Raw genomic sequence first — 19,023 nt, forward strand, 5'->3', positions numbered from 1 at the left:
AGCTTTAGAGTAGAAAAATAAATCTGTCCCCTTTTCGTAGTCCTCGCTCTCAACGAACACCACCTGTCGGTTATGGCCCCGTTGAACGACATGGTGTGGGTAGTTAGGCAATATGACACGACCAACCCTAGGCATCGCTCTCTCCATGCGTATTGGGTTTTGGAGAAAGGCTGCCACCTATAAAGGTACCTAGTCACCTTCGCATCAGCCGAGATTAGAGTAGGAAAAATAAATCTGTCCCCTTTCTTCTCTCACGAGACAGATGATGTCGGCTGGTCGCTCAGCGGTAAACGCAGGAAATCAGAGGAGAGACGCGAAGAAATTCAGTCGAAAATCCGACAAGCGGGAGGTAGTAGCAGGCGTTTTTGACGCCTAACCCACGAAAATCCTCCCGCCAATTAAGCAGGGAAATTGAATTGGACGCTTGGACGGGACAACGGGACAACGGGACAGTAAACTATGAAAAATCCCCATTCTCTAATGCCTCCGGGAGAAATTCAGCCCCCCGGCTAAGTATCTCCCTGAGGTCACCTGCACTAAGGTACAAATTTAAGGCGCGTGAATACACCACGAATTCGAGGCTTCGATCTTCAGCAACTGATATTTCCATGAACGGCTCTTTTTCTTCAGAAAAATAGACGCACAAATATGGATATTCACTATGAATATCACCAACTTTTTCGAATACAAGATCTTTCATTTAATTCTTCACCCCTCTAAACCCAATAAACTCACCATTTACCCCCCAACTAGCTGCCCGTCCATCAGGAAGAGTATAGGTTACCCATCCACCAGGATACCGACCACCCGCACCGGCAGTCCTAACGCCGCCTTGGAGTATTTCTTGGATGGCGTTACCTGCCAACTCATTCAGCATGGCATCAGATCTATAAATCTGACGCAATTCCAGAGTAGAATTAAAGCCAAAGCACTCAGGATGTTTAGTTACCCCCCGACCAGCGGCACTAATAACTTGTCCACTTGTATATGGTTCTTTGGCCGACTGCCAAAACAAGCCCATTTCTCTCGCAGCATTTGCGGAAGGCAGGTACCGACCTGCCACCCCCAATGCCACTCCCAGACTTAGCTCACCCCAGAATCCAGGCTCCGTCAACATGTAGCCATAATGGTCAAATGCAGGTGAGAACTCCCCATCGAACATTCTTTGGGTGTAGGAGGAAAGATCGAGCTTCCAGGCAGGCTCCATCATGTAGCCTTCCTGCCAAGCTACCGGCAACTGGCTATACAGCCCGAACTCCTTGGGCTCCATGATCATCAACGGTTGGCCGCTTTCCCCCAAAATGGTGTAGCTGACCACGTTACCCGAGGAATCCAGATTCCTAATGACGCCGTCATCCATTGGTTGCGACGATGTGCCCGCCATTTTGAGAATCGTGGAACAACCTGCACTAGAAGGGTTCTTCTGGCAGGCACTGAAGTCCTCCTCGAAGTCATCCCAATGTGAAGAGTAGTTGTACTGCGTGGCATTCTCCGCCACCCACTTGCCTTTATTCAGATCATCGATAGTGGCGTCCTTCTGCGCTGCAGCCGCCAACACACCCACCAGTTGCGAAGTCATGTTCAGCAGAGTTTGATCGCCACCGACCCAGGTGTTGAGCTGGTCTACCAGCGCCTCGTTGGCGCCCCCGGCTAATGCACCAGTCTTGAAGTCGCCGCCGCTCGCTTCCGCAAGTAAGCCGCCGACCATGGCGTGGATCATGATCTTCTGGATGCTGCCGTCTGCGTAGACACCTTTGGTGTAGTCACCCACCGCGTTGAAGCTGGCGGCGGCCAGGGTGTTGTAAAGCGTGTTTTGCAGGACGTCTCCCAGATTGCCCCCCTGACCGAGAATCTTGCTCAGGCCAGCGGCAGTGCCGTTCTGAAGGGCCTGCTGTGCAGCAAATCGACCGATGCCTTCGAACGAATTGAGGCCAACACCGGAAGTGAAGGATATTTTTCCTGTATTGATATCGGTATATGTGCCCGTCAAAAGAAAAAGGGGACAGATTTATTTTCGACACTCTAATCCTGACTCCGCGTCCAGCTTTAGAGTAGAAAAATAAATCTGCCCCCCTTTTTCGCAAATAGCTCTTTCATACCAACTCTCATTCTGGATGGAAGTTAGTAACCCGGTGCATTTCTAGAATACTTCATGCCTGAGCAGCTTAAAGCATGCACCCTTCTTGATTGCCTCCTCTACGTCAGATGAACGTGCTGTGGCGTTTATATAGAGCAGAACAGGGTAGTCAGGAAAACTTTGCTCCACTGGCTCATCATCAAAAGGGTCAAGATTAGCCTTCAGAATAAAATTCTCCGAGTCATTACCACCAAACATGTAGTAAATCCCTCCTTGATAAGTGCTATTTCTTTCATCAAGAGATACTCCAAAAACCCCCTCTATATGCTCTCTTGCCAGCAGAAGGCTGAGGGTTTTCGCTCCGTACAAGTCATATGCAATCATTTTGGAAGTACCAAGCTCGGCGCGCGGCTGGCAGCCGTTGCCGCGGAGTCATAAATCATAAAATTAACCTCACGTCCTGCCTGTGCGCTTAGCTTGCTAGCTAGGTCTTTTAATCCAAGTGCTTGCAAATCTCTTGCACTCAGAGGACCGGTGCGAGTACCGCCGCTTCTTAAGCCTATTCCTAACGACTGCGCACGCTGAAGGAGAAAAAGGGGACAGATTTATTTTCGACACTCTAATCCTGACTCCGCGTCCAGCTTTAGAGTAGAAAAATAAATCCGTCCCCTTTTCGGTCCAGAGCAAAAGACTCCCGAAGACAAGAATAAAATCTTCACCAGAACCTTTTTTGCAAATCCATAAAGACCTCAATATGGAACAGTTTGAGCAGGAAGAGAGTATAAAAAAGGGGACAGATTTATTTTCCGTACTCTAAGCCTAACTCCGCGCCTAGTTGTAGAGTAGAAAAATAAATCTGTCCCCTTTTCAGTCCCCTTTTCAACCCGTATTTGGTTTTGGAGAAAAGCTGCCACCTCTAAAGGTACCTAGTCACCTTCACATCAGCCGAGATTAGAGTAGGAAAAATAAATCTGTCCCCCTTTTTTCTTAATCGGCGCTGAGTGTTACGCCCATGAAAAAGCCTGCCGATTGGCGGGCTTTTTATTGCGGCCTCAATGAAAAAAGGGGGAATTTATTTTCCGCACTCTAATTCTGTCTCCGCGTCCAGTTTTAGAGTAGAAAAAATTCGTCCCCTTTTCGATTTCTTGATACAACTATTCAGAGAATAGATATTTCTCTCGAACCTGCCTCATGCAGTCAATCACACTCTCCAACCGCTCGCCCTCAAGACCAATCGCTACCAAATCGTCAGCGCAGCAATTATCATACGCTCTAGCCAAAACCTCCAGCAGGTCTTCTGCATAAGGACTTTCTCTAGAAAGCTCCAATCCATAGCGCATTCCCTCCTTAAATATTGCTGTCTGCAATACCGCAAAAAATCCTACATCATCAGTCGTACAAAGAGAGCCCGCTTCATCCTGGACATATGCAAAGGCTTGCTCTGGCCGAAGGTTAATCTGAGATATCGCCTTTTCATAAAGTCGAGAAACTACTGAGCATATCTCCTCCACGGTCAAGCCGAATGACATCTTCATTTCTCCATGGTAAAGATATTTAATTGAATATTAGGATATCTCTCGCGAAACTGATTAACAATATCACTACAGCTTGGGCAGACCATTTTTTCTGAAATCAAATTTATGCGGCCTGATGCTTGCGAACTCAAAAAAGGGGACAGATTTATTTTCCGTACTCTAACCATGACTCCGCGCCTAGTTTTAGAGTAGAAAAATAAATCTGTCCCCTTTTCTTCACTAACTCGTTTCGCGCATCTGTACCAAACGCGCGAAATCATCGACACTCGTGAAAACTTTGGGAATCGTAGTCCAATTTGAAACTATAAATCACAGGAGCGAAGCTCCCTGATCGCATCCAAAACGGAGCCCTCTTCCAGATAAACTTCTTTTACAGGTCCCCCATTTGCACTCCAAACAAGTCTATCCCCAAAGCTAGTCCTTATAAAATAAAGGAAACACTTGCTGTCACTCATCGCAGTGGGCGTCAAGTCAAACAAACCATCCACCAACTCAATACCGTCGCCCCAAAAATAGTCACTAGCACTCTTGTAAAGCTCAGCCTTATTAAGCTCTGAGTCATTAACAGGCAACCTCTCTACCAGAGCATTGGAGTAGAAAGAAAATATCGCCCTCAACTCAAATACATCAACCGCGCTAAAAACCCTCTCACCTTTTATATACAAAGAGAAAACGCCATTCCTCCAAGAGTCACCAGGCAAATTCCAACCAACAACAACGTCAAATTGAAGAGCAAAACAAAAAGGATCCCCTACTATCACTTTACTTTCACCCCCAACTGTTTCTGTACATCACTTGGTATCTAGCTGCCCGCCAATGGGTTTCTCCAACCAAAAAGGGGACAGATTTATTTTCTGCACTCTAATTCTGACTCGCCAGCCAGTTTTAGAGTGGAAAAATAAATCTGTCCCTTTTTTCCATTTTCTTGTAAGGCGGGATCGGTGCAGGTATCAGCCACCACGAGATTTAAAGTAATTAACCGCAACAACAACCCCAAGAAATAACGCCATCACCCCCCCACCTCTCAATGCATTTTTTGCAGCAGAAACCATAACACTTAAAAAATCGAATTCCTGCCCTCTAAAATACAGGACAAATGCTATTGAAATGGCCGACGCCAGAAAAATCGCTCCTCCACATATTAGAAACCATTTAACAACCAGAACAGTCAGTTTAATAATTTTTGCACTAGTCATTTCTTACTCGCACCGCTACTGACGGCATCACTAACAATTTCAGAGGATATTGCACCACCAATGGTTTCCGCATGCTCTCTAACAGTTGCAGACACCTCCGACGCTATACCATTCCCCAGAGCTTTCCCAGCTGCGCTGCCTCCCACAGCCCCCACTCCCGCCCCAATGACTGCGGGAAGAGGGTCGGCACCCTTCACTTGGCTTCCTATGTAGGCGCCTCCCATGTTTGTGGCGACAGAGGCAGGAATAGATTTACCTTGAGTAAATACTCCGACTAAAGCAGCCACCGTAAGGTCGGGGAAGCTGAATTGAGTCGGGTCTTTTGTCAGTTGGTAACTTGCGTTTGCACCGCCTCCAATAGCCCCTCCAGCAAGCGCCCCACGAATCCCAACCGCAATGCCTCCTTCAAGTGCAAAAGGTGCTGCAGACACCACGACACCCCAAGCTTGAAGATAATCCCCAATAATATTCGGCCCTACATATCCTACATTTCTATCAACAGCTATCGCTGCTTCTCGAACCTGTTCCGGTGTAGCACCAGCAAGAGCTTCCTGTATTTTTTTCGCAATGTAGTACTCACTACCTGTTGCCATTTGCTGAGCGTTGGCGGGGAAAAGATCATTGTTTTCCACAGCATTTTTCCCGGCTGCTGCTCCAGCTACTACACCACTTGAATCCCCACCTACCAACCCGCCTGTCATTCCCGCAGCAAGGGTCGAGAGTGCAGATACGATCTGGCGCTCTTTTTCGGTGAGCTGGTCGTGAGGCTTATTTGGGTAGAGCTGCTTAGCAATCAGCTCACCCGTCGCAGCCCCCGCAGCACCGGCCACGCCGGAGTTGCCCTGGGCATTCGCCACAATGGCCCCGAGTACCGCTTGGGCCATGATGCGGGCGGTGTCGTTGTCGCCGGTTTGCTTCTTGATCAGCGTCGCCACATAGGGCGCCGAGGCTCCCGCGACGGCCCCACCGATATCTCCACCGACCAGGTACTGCAGTGCTGCGGTGACGGCCTGGGCAGCCTGCTGATAATTGCTGCCCGTGCCGTATTCACGCATTACATCCTGGTAGGCCTTGGAGTTGACCAGAGCGTCGTTGTACTTCTTGATCTCATCGGCCGAGGCGCCTTCACCCGGCGGATACTTGCCGTCCTTCTCCAGCGCCTTGCGCCCTTCTTCGTTCGCCTTGATCTCGCCGTTGGTGCGAATGATGTCCATCGACTGGCTGCCGATCTGGGCGATCAGTTGCACTTCCTGCAGGCGGCGCTGTTCTTTCTCCTTGTCGAAGATGGGGCTGATGCTGCCGTTGGCGTGTTCGACGTCGCGGCTCAGGCTGGCGACGTCCTGCTGCTGGGCTTCGCCATTGCGGATGTCGATCGTGCCGGCGGAGATGGCGGAGTGGGTGGTGCCGCTGTCGCTGTCGCCGTGGGTGTAGGCGGTGACCATGCCGTTGGGCGCGTTACCGATGAACATCGGCCCATCGCCACCGCCGGAGCTGACGCTGACGCCCTGTTGCTGCGTCTTGTAGTCGGCCTCGTTGCGGATATCGCGCCAGCCGAGGGTGTCGGTGCTCAGGCGGTTCTGGTCGGCGTTAGCGGTACTGGAGATGACGGCGCCGTCGAGCTGGGTGTGCTTGCCCACCTCGATGTCGTAGCCGCCCTTGCCGGCATAGAGCCCGGTCTGTTCCTGCACGCTGTCGTAGTTGGAGTGGATCTTGCTCTTGTCGACCGAGAGGCTGGCGCTGCCGCCGGAGCCGATGATGGCGACGCTGACGCCGCCGCTGACGTTCTTCTGCTCCGATTTGTACTCGTCAGTATCCTGCAGGCTGCGCAGGGTAAGGTCGCGGCCGACCTTGGCGGTGATCTGCTCGCCACTGACCTGGGCACCGATGAGGCTGGTATCGCGGCCGCTGACGAGGGTGACCTGGCGGCCGGCATCGACGGTGGTTTCGCTCCAGGTTGTGCCGTTGCCGTGTTCGAAACCGGTGCCCTTGTTGCCGTTGGCGAAGACGCTCAGGCCACCACCACTGCCGCCGAAGCCCAGGCTGACACCGACGTTGCCGCCGCTGCTGCTGTTCTTGCCGTCGAGCTTCTGGGTGTTGGAGGCCGCTTCGAGGAGGAGGTCACGATTGGCGGCAAGCATGACGTCCTGGCCGGCCTTGAGCTGGCTGCCCTGGATGCGGATATCGCCGTCTTCACCGACCTTGCCCGCGCCAGTGGCGAGGATGTTCAGGTTGTTGCCGGCGGTCAGGGTGCTGCCCAGGCCGAGGCTTTGCTCCTGGACGGTTTTCGACTTGGATTGCTGCGAACCGGCGGATATGGAGATGCCGACGAACTGGTCGGCGTTGGCAGCGGTCATGCCGCCGTTCTGCTGCGCCGCCTGCCACGCCTGGTAGCCGGTCAGGCCAGCCTTGATGCCCTGCAAGGCGCTCAGGCGGGAGTCATCTTCGTCGCGCGCTTGGCGGGAGGTTTCGTAAGCGCTGTTCACCGCGCTGCCGACGCTGCCGGACAGGGCCAGGGTCAGGCCGCTCTTCTTCTGCTCGCGAGTCTGCTCGCTGCGGTTCTGGTTCTGCGCCTCGAGGATGCTGACGTTTTGCCCGATGAGGTTGATGTCCTTGCCGGCGACGAGGTCGGAACCACGGATGGTGAGGTCCTTGCCGGCCTGGATGTCGACGTTGCCGAGCACGCTGCCGATGGTGCTGCCACGGGTCTGTTCGGTGTGGTCGTCCTGGGTGGTCTTCAGGCTGCTGGTACCAACGGTGAAGCCGATCCCACCGCTGCTCATGAGGCCGGATTTCTTTTTGGACTCGGCGTGGCTGCTCTCGAAGGTCTCGGTGGCACCATCGATCAGCACGTTGCGCCCGGCCAACAGGCTGGTGCCGTTGGTAGAGGCGACGTCGCTGCCTTGCACGGCAATGTCCTGGCCGGCGCGGATGGCGATCTTGTCGGCGCTGACCAGGGAGCCGGTCTGGGTGGTGCTACTGCTGCTGTCGACGCGGGTCTTGGTGGTGCTGGAGAGGCCGGAGCTGCTGGTCTTGGTCTTGCGGTAGTAGCTGTAGTCGCTGTCCTGCTCGGAGACCAGGCTGACGTCACGCCCCGCATACAGGTAGGCCTCACCGGAGGCGCTGACGCTGCTGGCCTTGAGAGCCAGGTCCTGCCCGGCGGCGATGCTGACGTCGCCGCCGGCGGTCAGCTCGGTGCCCTGCTGTTCGACGTGATCCTTCTGGCTGCTGATCTTGCGGGTGTTGCTATAGCCATGGCTCTCATCCGCTGCCGAAGCGAGGGTCACATCGCGGCCGGCGCTCAGCGCCGCGTCACGCGCGGCGTCGAGGCGGCTGGCAACGGCGTTGAGGTCGCGCCCGGCGCTGATGTCGAGGTCGCGCCCGGCACTGGCTTCGGCGCCCAGCTGGGTGGTGGTTTCGCTGTAGTAGCGGCGGCCGTTGAGCTGGCCGTTGGTGACTTCCACCGAGGCGATGTTGACGTCGCGGTCGGCGCCGATGAACAGGTCGCCACGGCTTTGCAGCACACCACCGAGGTTGCTGACGTCACGACCGGCGCTGATGTCGAGGCTGTTGGCGGCCTCGATGCGCGCGGCGCTGTCGGCGAAGCTGGTGGTCCAGGTGCGGTTGGCGCTCTGAGCGCTGTCGATGCGGGTGACGCTGCGTTCGTTGATCACATCGCCGGTGAGCGCGGTGAGGCTGACGTCGCGCCCGGCGATGATGCCGCCGGCGGCGTTGCGGATGCTGTCGTCGGCGAGCAGGTCGAGGCGGTTGCCGGCCTGGATCAGCCCGCTGTTGTTCAGGTTGCCGGCGCTGGCGCTGAGGTTGTTGCTGGCGCGCAGGGTGCCGGCGTTGTTGAGGTCGCCGCCGCTGATGAGGCTGACGTCCTGGCCCTGGATCAGCGCGCCGGTGGGGCCGAGGCGGTTTTCGGCCTGGGCGAGGTAGAGCACCGGGACGAGGACCTTCTCGCCATTCACCTCGGCTTCTTCGAGCCAGACGATGTCGTGGGTCAGGGCCGCGACCTGTTCGGCGGAGAGGCCGACGCCGACGGAGAGCTGCAGGCTGTCCTTGTAGGCGATGGCGTTATCCATCAGGTAGCGGAACAGGGCTTCGTCGCTGGCCATGCCATCGATGAAGCGCTGGCCGGTGCGCGCGGCCACAGCCTGCTGGATCAGGCGCTGCTCGTAGAGGCCGTCGCCGAGGCGCTTCTGTGACTTGTCCGGGTCATAGCCGAGCTGGCCAAGCAGGTAGTCGGAGCTGAGGAAGCTCTTCAGGCTGGTCAGCTCGGGGTTGGTTTCGATCAGGTATTTGTGGCTGTTGCTCGGCGTGGCGCTGCTGGGCAGGCCCTGCACGCGTGGAATGTCGAAGCCGGGCTGGGCGTTGGCGGCCGACGCGCCACCGCTCACGGCCACATTGTCTGCACCGCTGGCGCTGTCGCCCTGTGCCTGTTCACGTTGGGCGGTATCGAGGTTCTGGCCGTTGAAGCCAAGCTCACCGACGCCCTACACATTGCCGGCGCTGCCGCCGCTGCCTTCCTGGCCGCTCAGGCGGAACAGACCGTTGCTGCCAGTAGGCAGGCTGAAGCCCGGCAGGGTGATGGGGTTGACCTGCTGCTGGGCGAGGTCGGGCGGCAGTTGCGAGTTGATCGGCACCACGGTGGCCACCGGACTGGTACCGATGGTGGTATCGCCGGTCTTCTGGCCCGGATTGACGAAAGTGTAGTAATCCCGGATGACGCTGTTGTTGATCTTGCTGGTGGCGGTGATGCTGACGTTGCCAGCAGCCTGGATGATGCCGGCGTAGCTCTGGTCGCCGCTGTTGAGCTGGGTGCTGGAGCCGTACTGCGGGTATTCCTTCTCGGTACGGGCGATGAAGTGGCTGAGGGCGGTGGCCAGACCAGCCGGGTCGTTGACGTAGTTGGGGCTGTCGATCCAGTACTGGTCGGTGAAGGCCTTGGCCTCGTTGCTGCGGCTGGCGTGGTCGCGAGTACGCTCAGAGCGCAGCACGCGCAGGGTTTCGGTTTCGCCGGTGACGACACCTTCGTTGCTCAGGCTGGCAACGTTTGCATAGAGGTTCTGCCCGGCGCTGATGACGCTGCTGGCGTTGTTGATCGAGTCGCCCAGCAGGTTGAGGTTGCCGCCAGCGCTGATGGAAGAAGCCGCGCTGGCCTGGAGCACTTCGAGCTTGTCGCGCTCGGTGACTTCCCAGACCTGGTTTTCCTTGCCGCCACTGCAGTCGGCGTTGTTGTCGTTGAAGTACTTGTAGCAGCTGACTTCGATGATCTGCGCGGTGTATTTGCCTGCGTTATTGACCACGAGCACGACGCGCTGATTGTTCAGCGCGCCGACGTTCAGGCGCATGTCGCCCTGGCTCTCCAGGGTGGCGGAGAGGTTGTCCAGGCGAGCGGCTCGGCCGCCGTTGTCGTCGCCGGCGAAATCGAGAGTGCCGAGGCTGTAGATGCTGGCGAAGCGGTTTGTGAGGTTTTGCGCACGCAGCAGCATGTTGCCGCCGCTGAAGATCAGCGCACCGTTCTGCTCGCCATCGTTGCGCAGGTTCCAGGCGCTGAGGCGAACGTCGCCGGCGCTGCCCAGGGTGCCGTAGTTGTCGAGAGTGCCGGCGCTGACGATGAGATCACCGCCAGCCGTAATGCGACCTCGGTTGCTCAGGGTGTTGGCATTCAGGGTGACGCCCTGGCCGCCGGCGAGGCTGCCAGTCAAGTCGATGACGGTGGCACCGAGGGTGAAACCGCCCACGCTGGAGACGCGGCCGGCGCCTGCGTAAGTACCGCCGAGCTGGACGTCGAGGCTGCCATCACTGGCGATCAGCCCGCTGTTGGTCCAGTCGCCGCCGCGACCGATCAGGCTCTGCGCGGCCAGCAGTTGGCCGTAGAGGCCCTGGTTGAGCTGGCCGATGGTCAGGTTCAGGTTGCGCGCCTGGATGACAGCGTTGTTGGTCCAGTTGTCGGCCTGATAGGTCAGGCTGCCGTTGGAGGTGAAGTTGCCGCCGGCCTGACCGGCCTGGGCGAGGTCAATGCCGAAGGTGCCGGTGCCGACATGCAGCACGTTACCGCCGCCGTTCTGCAGGGCGCCGGTCTGCAGGATCAGATCCTGGGTGGCGCTCTCGATGCGGCCGAGGTTGTTGTTGAGCAGGCCGCCGCTGGTGATCTTCATCTGCGTCGGGCTGGCCGCCAGTAGCAGGCTGCCGGGCGCCTGACCGAGTGCGCGGATAGAGCCCACCACGTTGTTGATACTGGCCGCGCCGAGCGTCAGGTTGCCGCTGCTTTCGATCAGGCCGAACTGGTTGTTCAGCGCGCCAGTGAGGCTGGCGTCGATGTTGCCGGCGCCGATCTTGCCGCCCTGGCCGAGGGCCGCGCCGTCGTTGAGCAACTGGTTGCCGCGCAGGTAGAGCAGGCCGCCGGCATACAGGCCGCCGCCCTGGTTGTTCAGGTCGCTGGTGCTGATGCGGTTGTCGCCGCTGACGGCCGAGAGGTGGCCGGTGCGGTTGTCGATACCGCCGGTGGCGGTGATGTCGAGGCCCTTCGCCTGGGTGGTGCCGGCGCTGTTGCTGAAGGTGCCGGTGATCAGCTTGAGGCTGCCGTCTGCAGCGTTGAGAACGCCGCCGTTGCTGTTGTCGAGGCTGGCGCTGCCCAGGTCGAGCTGGCCGCTCTGGCTGATAATGTGGCCACTTTGGTTAGCAATCGCGCCGGTGGTCGTGAGGGTGGTGTCGCCCTGGCCCTGCAGGGTGCCGGCGCTGTTGTCGATGCGGCTGGCGCTGGCGTTGAGCTGGCCAGTCTTGGCGAAGATGAGGCCGTCCTGGCCGTTGAGCAGTTCGCCGGTGAGTGTCAGGGTCAGGTCGGTCTGAGCGGCCACGGTTCCGCCGGCGCTGTTGTCGAAGCTGCCGGCGAGAACCTTGAGCAAGCCCTGGCTGGCGAGCTGACCGCCACGGTTCTGCAGGCTGCCGACATTCAGGTTGAGCGGGCCGCCGCTGGCGATCTTCGAGCCGGCGCCGTTGTTGAGCAGCGCGCCGAGCAGGCCCAGGCGCAGGGCGCCCTGGCTGACCAGGCTGCCACCGCTGTTGTCGAGGCTGCTGGCGTCATAGTCGATGCTGGCGGCGCTGATCTGCCCGCCACGGTTGTCGATGGCCTGGGCGCTGCCGGTCAGGCTGCCCTGGGTGCTGAGCAGGCCTGCAGCGCTGTTGTCCAGGTCGCCGCTGAGGGTCAGGCCGAGGTCGCCCTGGGTGGAAACGATGCCGCCGGCGTTGTTCAGACTGCCGGCGCCGAGGGTGAGTTTGCCTTTGCTGACCAGCGCGCCTTCGTTGTGGTTGTCGAGGGCGCCGCTGAGCGTCAGGGTCAGCGCGCCGTCGCGGCTCGACAGCGTGCCGCCGCTGCTGTTGTCCAGGCTGGCGGCGTTGACCACCAGGCCCTGCCAGCCGGAGAGCAGGCCCTGGTTGGCGTTGCGCAGGGTGCTGGCGTTCAGGTTGAGTTGGCCGGCGCTGATGATCCGCCCGCTGTCGCCGTTGTCGAGAGTGCCGCTGGCGGTCAGGGTGAAGCCCTGGCTGGCGGAGATTTCCCCGCCGCGGTTGTCGAGGCTGCCCAGGCCGTTGATTGCCAGGAGGCCACCTGCGCTGAGCAGGCCGCCACGGTTGTCGAAGTCGCCGCGCTGGGCGCCGTTGCCCAGGTCGAGCGTGACCTTGCCTTCGCCGATCAGTGCCGCCTGCTGCTGGATGAGCTGGGCAACGATCAGGTGCAGATCGCCCTTGGCGGAGATTTCCCCGCCGCCGGTGGATTCGAGCTTGCCGCCGCGCAAGGTCAGCGCGGCCTGGCTGGTGATCAGGCCACCGGGTTTGCCAGTAGCGCTGGCGCCGTTGAGGACGTTGCCAGCGCCAAGGTCGAGGCCCTGGGCGCCGCTGATGACGCCGTCGCGGTTATCGAGGTCGGCCGTGGTGCCGTCGAGGCGCCCTTGAGCGAGCAGGCGACCGTCGCGATTGTCGGTGGTGCCGGTGGCCAGCAGCAGGTTGCCGCTGGCGGAAAGCAGGCCGCCCTGGTTGTTCAGGCTGGCGCTGCCGACATCGAGTTTGCCACCGGCGACCAGTGCGCCGTCGCCGTGGTTGTCCAGCGTCCCTTGGCTACGCACGAGCAGGTCAGCACGGCTGGCGAGGGTGCCGCCCTGGCTGTTGTCGAGGCTGGCGGCGTTGACGGTGAGGCCGTTGTTGCCAGACAGCACGCCGGCGCCGCTATTGTTGAGCGCGCCCGTGGTGAGGGTCAGTCGATCGCTGGAGATCAGCTTGCCACCCTGGTTGAGCAAGGCGCCGGTGGTCAGGGTGAAGGCGCGGTCGCTGGAGATTTCGCCGCCGCGGTTGTCGAGGCTGGCGACGTTGCGCAGGACCAGTTGGCCGGGGCTGCCGAGCAGGCCGCCGGCGTTGTTCAGGGCGCCGCCCTGCAGGTCGAGGTCGATGCCACCCTGGCCAATCAGTTGGCCGCCACCGTGCTGGTCGAGGCCAGTGACACGACCATCGATGACGCCGCGCGCGGACAGGCTGCCGCCCTGGCTGTTGTCCAATTGGGCGGTGGCGAGGTGGATGGCGGCGTCGGTGACGATGCGGCCCTTCTGGCTGTTGTCGAACCGGGCGCCTTGAAGGCTGATGTCACCCGCCGCGCTGAGGATGCCGCCGGCGTTGTTCAGGTCGGCTCCGGAGAGGTCGATAGCCGCGTCGCTGAGCAGCTTGCCGCCCTGGTTGTTCAGGGCGCCGGCCAGGCGCGAGAACAGTTGGCCAGCGCTGGAGACAGTGCCGGCGCGGTTGTCGAGGCTGCCGGCGTTGAGGGTCAAGGTGCCTTGGCTGAGCAGCGCGCCGTTGCCGCTGTTATCGAGGGCGCCGGCCAGTTGCAGCCAGAGATTCTTCTGGCTGTTGAGCAGGCCGCCCTGGCTGTTGTCCAGGCTCTGCCCGGTGACAGTCAGGCCGTCGCGGCCGGATAGGGTGCCGGCGCTGTTGGCGATGCGTTGCACCTGCAGGTTGAGGCCGGCGTCGCCGATGACCTTGCCGGCTCCGTTTTCCAGGCTAGCGGCCTGTACGTCGACCTTGGCGCGGCTGGAGATTTCGCCGCCCTGGTTGAGCAGGTCGGCGCCCGCGAGGGTCACACCGTTGTTGGCGGCGATGAGGCCGCCGTTACGGTTGTCGAGCTGCCCGGCTTCGAGGCTCAGCGCACCCTGGGCGAGCAGTTCCCCGCCCTGCTGGCTGAAGCGGTCGGCCTTGGCCTGCAGGTCGCCCTTGGCGCTGACGCTGCCTTTAGTGTTGTTCACCTGCCCAGCAGTCAAGCGCAATGAAGCGCTGCTATCGAGTACGCCGCCCTGGCTGTTGTCCAACTGGCCGATGTCGAGCTTCAGCTCGCCCAGGCTGCTGATCACGCCCAGCGCGCTGTTGTTCAGGCTGGTGCCGGTGAGGGTGACGGCGCTGTCGCCGACCACCAGCCCGCCACGGTTGTCGAGGTTGCCGGCCTGTACGCCGAGCGCGCCCTTGGCCGAGAGCAGGCCGTCTGCCTGGTTGTCGAGCTTCTGCTGAAGGCGGGCCTGCAAGGTGCCGTTGCTGACCAGGGTGCCCTTGCCGCTGTTGTCCAGGCTGTCGAGGGTGAAGTCCAGCGACTGGTCGGCGGAGAACAGGCCGAGGCGGTTGTCCAGCGCGCCGCCGCTGACCTGCAGGCGATTGGCGACGGCCTGGCCGTTGCGGTTGTCCAGGCGCACGGCGCTGAGCGTCAGTTGATTGCCGGCGAGCAGGCGCCCCTGACGGTTGTCCAGCGTCGCGGCGGTGATCCGGGTGTCGGCGCCCTTGAATGCGCCGCCCTGGTTGTCCAGGGTGCCGCTGGCGTTGGCTTCGAGGTTGCGGCTGGCCACCACGCTGCCGCTGTTGCGCAGGTTCTGCGCAGTGATCGCCACGTCGCCCTGGGCGTTGCGGCTGTTATCCGGGTTGACCCCGGCTTCGACGATGCCGCTGTTGCTGACCTGCGCGGCACTGAGTGCCACGCGCTGGCCGGCGGCCAGACTCTGGCTGTTGCTCAGTTGACCGGTCGCGCTCAACTCGGCGACGCCGGCCGCATAGGTCTGGCCGTTGAGAGCGATGTCACTGGCCTTGGCGCGCAGGCTGCCGGCAGCACTGGTTTGCGCGAGGGACAACTGACCATTGGCATCGATCTGGATATCGCCGCCACTGGCGGCCATGTTGCCGGCCAGCTTCACGCCCACCCCCTGCTCGGTGCCCACCAGGCGAATGGCGCCGGCGTACATGCCGCCCAATGCGGAGCTATCGATGGCCAGCTGTGGCTTGGCGCTGCCGTCGTCGGCCTTGGCGGTAGCGGCCAGGCTTTCAGCGTCCACCTGGTTGCGCCCGGTCACCACCGCGAGCTGCTTGGCGTAAAGGTCGGCGTTGAGCTTGGCGCTGCGGGTAATGAGTTCGAACCTGTCGATATTGCTGGCATTCAGGCCGGCGCCTTCGATGGCGATCTCGCCGCCGTCGACGTCATAGCCGCGCAGGCTCTCGCCGTCCATCAACGGCTTGCCGGTGGTCAGGGTGGCGCGCGGGGTGTTGATGAAGCCGCAGCCGTTGCAAGTGATGCCGTGGGGATTTGCGACGATGACGTGGGCGGACTGACCGGCCACTTCGGTGTAGCCGCGCAATTGCGAGGGATTGGCCCCGGTGACTTCGTTGAGGATCTTCTGCGCCGCGCCGCCCTTGAGGTTCGGATTCCCAACAATGATTCCACCCAGTTGGGTGGCCTGGGTCTTGCCGGTGGCGTTGTTGAGGATCAGGCCGTTCTGCCCGACGTTGTAGTCGGTGAATTTATTGTGCGAGAGCCCTGCGCCGTTGGGCGTAGCGATGTTCACCACCGGCACGCCGTTGCCCGCTGCACCCAGGTGGGTATTGCCCCCCGCCGCCGCATCCACTGCCAGCTCGGCCGCAGCCGCGACGATGGGGTTGAGGATCAGGATGCCGGCGAGGACGCTGGCGATGGCCTGGTACAACGGGTGGCGGATGTCCATGTGGGAATCTCCCAAGTACTAGCTAAAGAGCGAAGCGGTTCAGAAGAAGAGATCGACGCGGAAATAAACCGGGTGTTCGCGTCGCTCGATGATGTCGGGACGCTCCAGCGAGCGCGCCAGGATGACGGAGGCGGCGGCGTACTGCCCGCGCGCGCTGAATTCCACGCCGTGGCCACTCATGCGACCGGAGAGGCCCTGGTTATAGCGGCCGTGCTCGATGGCGCCGACGTCATAGGCGTAGGCGACACCGTACTCCTGCACCCAAGGCAGCAACGGCTCCCAGGTCACGGCGCGGCGCCAGCGCAACTGGTTGCGCCAGTAGTAGCCGGAGTCGCCGGAGAGGGTCTGGTCCTTGAAGCCACGGATCGAGCTGAGGCCGCCCAGGCTGATGCGCTGTGGGCTATAGAGCACATCCTCGCTGTGTTGGCCGGTGGCGAGGCTTTCGAAACTGAAGGCTTGGTCCCACAGCGTGAACGGCTGCAGGTAGCTCAGGATCAGGCTGTATTTGTTGTAGCGGGCGGTGGGGCTGCCATGAGGCGCAGCATGATCGTCGTCCTGTGCGCCGAAGGCGCCGATGCCGCGCTGCCAGCCGATATCGGCGTTGACGAAGGCGCTGCCGATGCGCCGGCCATGGTTGAGGCCAAAGCGAAACTCACTGAGGTGGGTGCTGGAGACATCCAGCAGAGTGTCGTCGATGTAGTTGCGGGTGCGCTGGTGGCTGAGTCCGAAGTTCACCCCGGTCTTGCTCACATCGTCGCGATACAACACGCGCTCGGCGCCGAGCTGGTGGGTCTCGTTGTCGCCGTCGTACTTGAAGGCGAAGCCGGCGTCTTCGTTGCGGGTGCGGTAGTAGTTGCGGCTGTAGCTGTAGTTGAAGGTCCACCACCCATAGGGAACGCTGTACCACAGGCTCTGGTTGTCGGAGTGCTTCCAGTGGTCGCTGACCACGTCCTCGCCATAACGCAGGCCGAACTGGTCGGCCAGGCCCAGCGGGCTATCCCAGTCCAGGCCGACACCGGCCTGCTGCTCGCCGGAGGTCGCATCGCCGTTGTTATCGCGGCTGGCGGAGACGCGCCAGGGCTTGCTGCGCTCACCCTTGAGCTGCACCCGGCTGCCGCCCACTTCCTGGCCTGGCACCAGCTCCATCTGTGCCTGGCGTGAGGGCAGGCGGTTGATCTGGTCGACCAGTTGCTCCAGCTCGCGCAGGTTCAAGACGTCACCGGTGGCACCGGGAAAGGTCATGGCCAGTTCGCGATCACTGGCCAGCTCCGACTGGTCGAAACCTTCGAAGCGCCCTTCGACCACGATGACCTTCAGCTCGCCACTGGAAAGGTCCTGCTGCGGCAGGTAGGCGCGGGTCGTAACGAAACCTCGGGAGAGGTAATGGTCGGTGATGCCCTTGAGCAACTCGTTGAGCTGGTTGACCCCCAGGCATTGGTCGCGATAAGGCGCCAGCAGCGCTTCACGCGAACGCGCATCGAGGTGCTCGGCACCTTCGAGGCTGATGCTGCGGATAGTGAAGCAACGGGTGTCCGGCGCGGTGGTCGGGCGTTCCTCGCTGGGCGCCTTGCCAGGGAGCTGCTGGAGCTCCTCCAGGCGCTTCTGCTGCTCACGCAGGAGTTGTTCCTGGCGCTGACGCTGGAGGTCGTTGTCACCCGGTGTGGGCAGTGGTGCAGCAAAGCTTGCCGAAGCACAGCAGAATGCCAGGACCGGCATCCAGCCACGGTAGAGAACACGCATCCTTACGATCCCCGTCTTCCGGCCGAGCGGCCAGTCCATCCCAAAAGACGGATTGGATCATATTTGATACATGATGCCCTTAGGCCATTATCCCGATGAAATGTAGGCTGTTTCCCATTTTCTGGGAGACATTGCGCACAAGCAGCAGTTGCCTGTGCGCCCGATTGTCACAGCTCAGGAATGCGCAACAGTTGCCGGGAGATGACTTTGCGCTCAGCAAGGTGGTGTTGGGAAACCGGGCGCTTGCTGCTCAATAATGGGGAGGAGGCGCCTCGTCGTCCGAGACACCCACCTGCCCCTGCAGGTCTTCCAGGCGCTTGAGCAATGCCTGCATCTGCAGGCGCAGGCGCTCGATCACCCGCTCCTGCTCATAGACCACATCGCTCATTGTCTGTAGCGCGTCATCCTGGAAGGCCAGTCGGCTCTCCAGATCGGCCATCCGTTTTTCCAGATCCATCACTTACTCCTGGCTGAAGCGAAAACCGTCGCCCAGCACCATGCGCAATTTCTCGCGTAGGCGAGCCAGCTCTTCTTCTTTATAAGGCACAGCCGCGTGCTTGCCCCAAACCGGGCCCGGCCAGGCGGCATCGCTTGCCTTGCGCACGATGACGTGCACGTGCAGCTGACTGACGACGTTGCCCAGGTTGGCGACGTTCATCTTGTCGGCATCGAAAGTGTCCTTGAGCACTTCAGCCAGTTGGGTCGCCTCGCGCCACAGCTGTTGCTGGTCAGCGACGTCCAGCTGGAAGATTTCGCTCACATCCTCGCGGCGCGGCACCAGGATGAACCAGGGGTACTGTGAGTCATTCATCAGCAGCAGGCTGCTCAGTGGGAAATCCCCCAGTGCAACGGTGTCCTGCTGGAGACGGGAATCCAGGGCGAACATAAGACTTCTCCTGCTCGACGAGCCTTGTTTTAGCCTAGCTCCGCGAAGGAGCCGAAGGGCGCGAAGAATACTAGAGAGCCGTTGCGGCGAACATGCTCAGGCGCAGCCCCATCCCGGAGCAAGCCGCCCAAGGCCTTGCCCCAGTATCGGGCATGACGCGAATTGGCATATCCCGACAACAGGCGCGTGCAGGAAACCACACGGCAATCCCGGCCATCAGCGCTGAAAAATCGTTTAAACAGCGGGATCTGCGGAATGTCGGAAAACGACATCGGCGCGCTTCCATGTTGCAAATCCCCAACAGAAGCCGTGAAATGGCGCCAACACGTCGCAAGACGCGCACTGTGAAAGCGGCTCCGGGCATTTGTGCACGGTTGTTGCTAGATGCAAGGACATCGCTCCGACGGCCACCCCTTTCAGAAAGTGGGCGCGGAAGCGTGAGAAAGCATGAAGTGGTTGAGGGAGAGCAAAACCACAAGACTGAAGCAACATTGGAGCAATGAGGGGGACAACCTCTTTTTGCAACATCGAAACTGCTTGAATGCGACATGTGTCATGCAGCTTTGCG

12 protein-coding genes and 2 pseudogenes are annotated in these 19,023 nt (G+C 60.2%); all 14 read right to left on the reverse strand.

All coding sequences use genetic code 11. The features are described 5' to 3' along the window. Positions 1–30 precede the first annotated feature (30 nt). Positions 31–135 (reverse strand): annotated as a pseudogene (locus tag PNI01S_RS05130) (transposase); the annotation flags it as partial. Between the two features lie 322 nt (positions 136–457). Next, a complete protein-coding gene (locus tag PNI01S_RS28270; RefSeq protein WP_128082494.1) occupies positions 458–700 on the reverse strand; it encodes a hypothetical protein in 243 nt (80 codons plus the stop codon). Next, positions 701–1,990, reverse strand: coding sequence for a DUF637 domain-containing protein (locus tag PNI01S_RS05135; protein ID WP_024763358.1), 1,290 nt, complete (start codon positions 1,988–1,990; stop codon positions 701–703). Between the two features lie 150 nt (positions 1,991–2,140). Next, positions 2,141–2,461 carry a hypothetical protein gene (locus PNI01S_RS05140; RefSeq protein WP_081753970.1) on the reverse strand — a complete coding sequence of 107 codons (321 nt, stop codon included), beginning with the start codon at positions 2,459–2,461 and terminating at the stop codon, positions 2,141–2,143. A 770-nt stretch (positions 2,462–3,231) separates the two neighbouring features. Continuing rightward, positions 3,232–3,606 (reverse strand): hypothetical protein, encoded by a 375-nt coding sequence (locus tag PNI01S_RS05145; RefSeq protein WP_081753969.1) that lies wholly within the window; start codon positions 3,604–3,606, stop codon positions 3,232–3,234. Positions 3,607–3,608: 2 nt separating this feature from the next. Then, positions 3,609–3,872, reverse strand: a complete 264-nt coding sequence (locus PNI01S_RS28755; RefSeq protein ID WP_081753968.1) for a deaminase domain-containing protein — start codon at positions 3,870–3,872, stop codon at positions 3,609–3,611. Between the two features lie 42 nt (positions 3,873–3,914). After that, positions 3,915–4,373 carry an Imm42 family immunity protein gene (locus tag PNI01S_RS05155; RefSeq protein ID WP_024763356.1) on the reverse strand — a complete coding sequence of 153 codons (459 nt, stop codon included), beginning with the start codon at positions 4,371–4,373 and terminating at the stop codon, positions 3,915–3,917. A gap of 189 nt (positions 4,374–4,562) precedes the next feature. Then, positions 4,563–4,808, reverse strand: coding sequence for a hypothetical protein (locus PNI01S_RS28275; protein WP_143514244.1), 246 nt, complete (start codon positions 4,806–4,808; stop codon positions 4,563–4,565). Further along, a pseudogene (locus PNI01S_RS28590) lies at positions 4,805–9,163 on the reverse strand (hemagglutinin repeat-containing protein); the annotation flags it as partial. The gene PNI01S_RS28275 and the pseudogene PNI01S_RS28590, both read right to left, overlap by 4 nt. Positions 9,164–9,304: 141 nt before the next feature. Next, the gene (locus PNI01S_RS05160) at positions 9,305–15,829 is read right to left on the reverse strand and encodes a two-partner secretion domain-containing protein (RefSeq protein ID WP_256576529.1); all 6,525 of its coding nucleotides are present in this window, start codon (positions 15,827–15,829) and stop codon (positions 9,305–9,307) included. A 39-nt stretch (positions 15,830–15,868) separates the two neighbouring features. Next, positions 15,869–17,569 (reverse strand): ShlB/FhaC/HecB family hemolysin secretion/activation protein, encoded by a 1,701-nt coding sequence (locus PNI01S_RS05165; RefSeq protein WP_084357529.1) that lies wholly within the window; start codon positions 17,567–17,569, stop codon positions 15,869–15,871. A 250-nt stretch (positions 17,570–17,819) separates the two neighbouring features. Continuing rightward, the gene (locus PNI01S_RS05170) at positions 17,820–18,026 is read right to left on the reverse strand and encodes a SlyX family protein (RefSeq protein WP_024763353.1); all 207 of its coding nucleotides are present in this window, start codon (positions 18,024–18,026) and stop codon (positions 17,820–17,822) included. A gap of 3 nt (positions 18,027–18,029) precedes the next feature. Continuing rightward, on the reverse strand, positions 18,030–18,455 hold the full coding sequence (locus PNI01S_RS05175) for an HIT family protein (RefSeq protein WP_024763352.1): 426 nt from the start codon (positions 18,453–18,455) through the stop codon (positions 18,030–18,032). 29 nt (positions 18,456–18,484) lie between these two features. Then, on the reverse strand, positions 18,485–18,727 hold the full coding sequence (locus tag PNI01S_RS05180) for a hypothetical protein (RefSeq protein ID WP_024763351.1): 243 nt from the start codon (positions 18,725–18,727) through the stop codon (positions 18,485–18,487). Positions 18,728–19,023 lie beyond the last annotated feature (296 nt).

Source organism: Pseudomonas nitroreducens NBRC 12694 (assembly GCF_002091755.1).
Classification (GTDB): Bacteria; Pseudomonadota; Gammaproteobacteria; order Pseudomonadales; family Pseudomonadaceae; genus Pseudomonas; species Pseudomonas nitroreducens.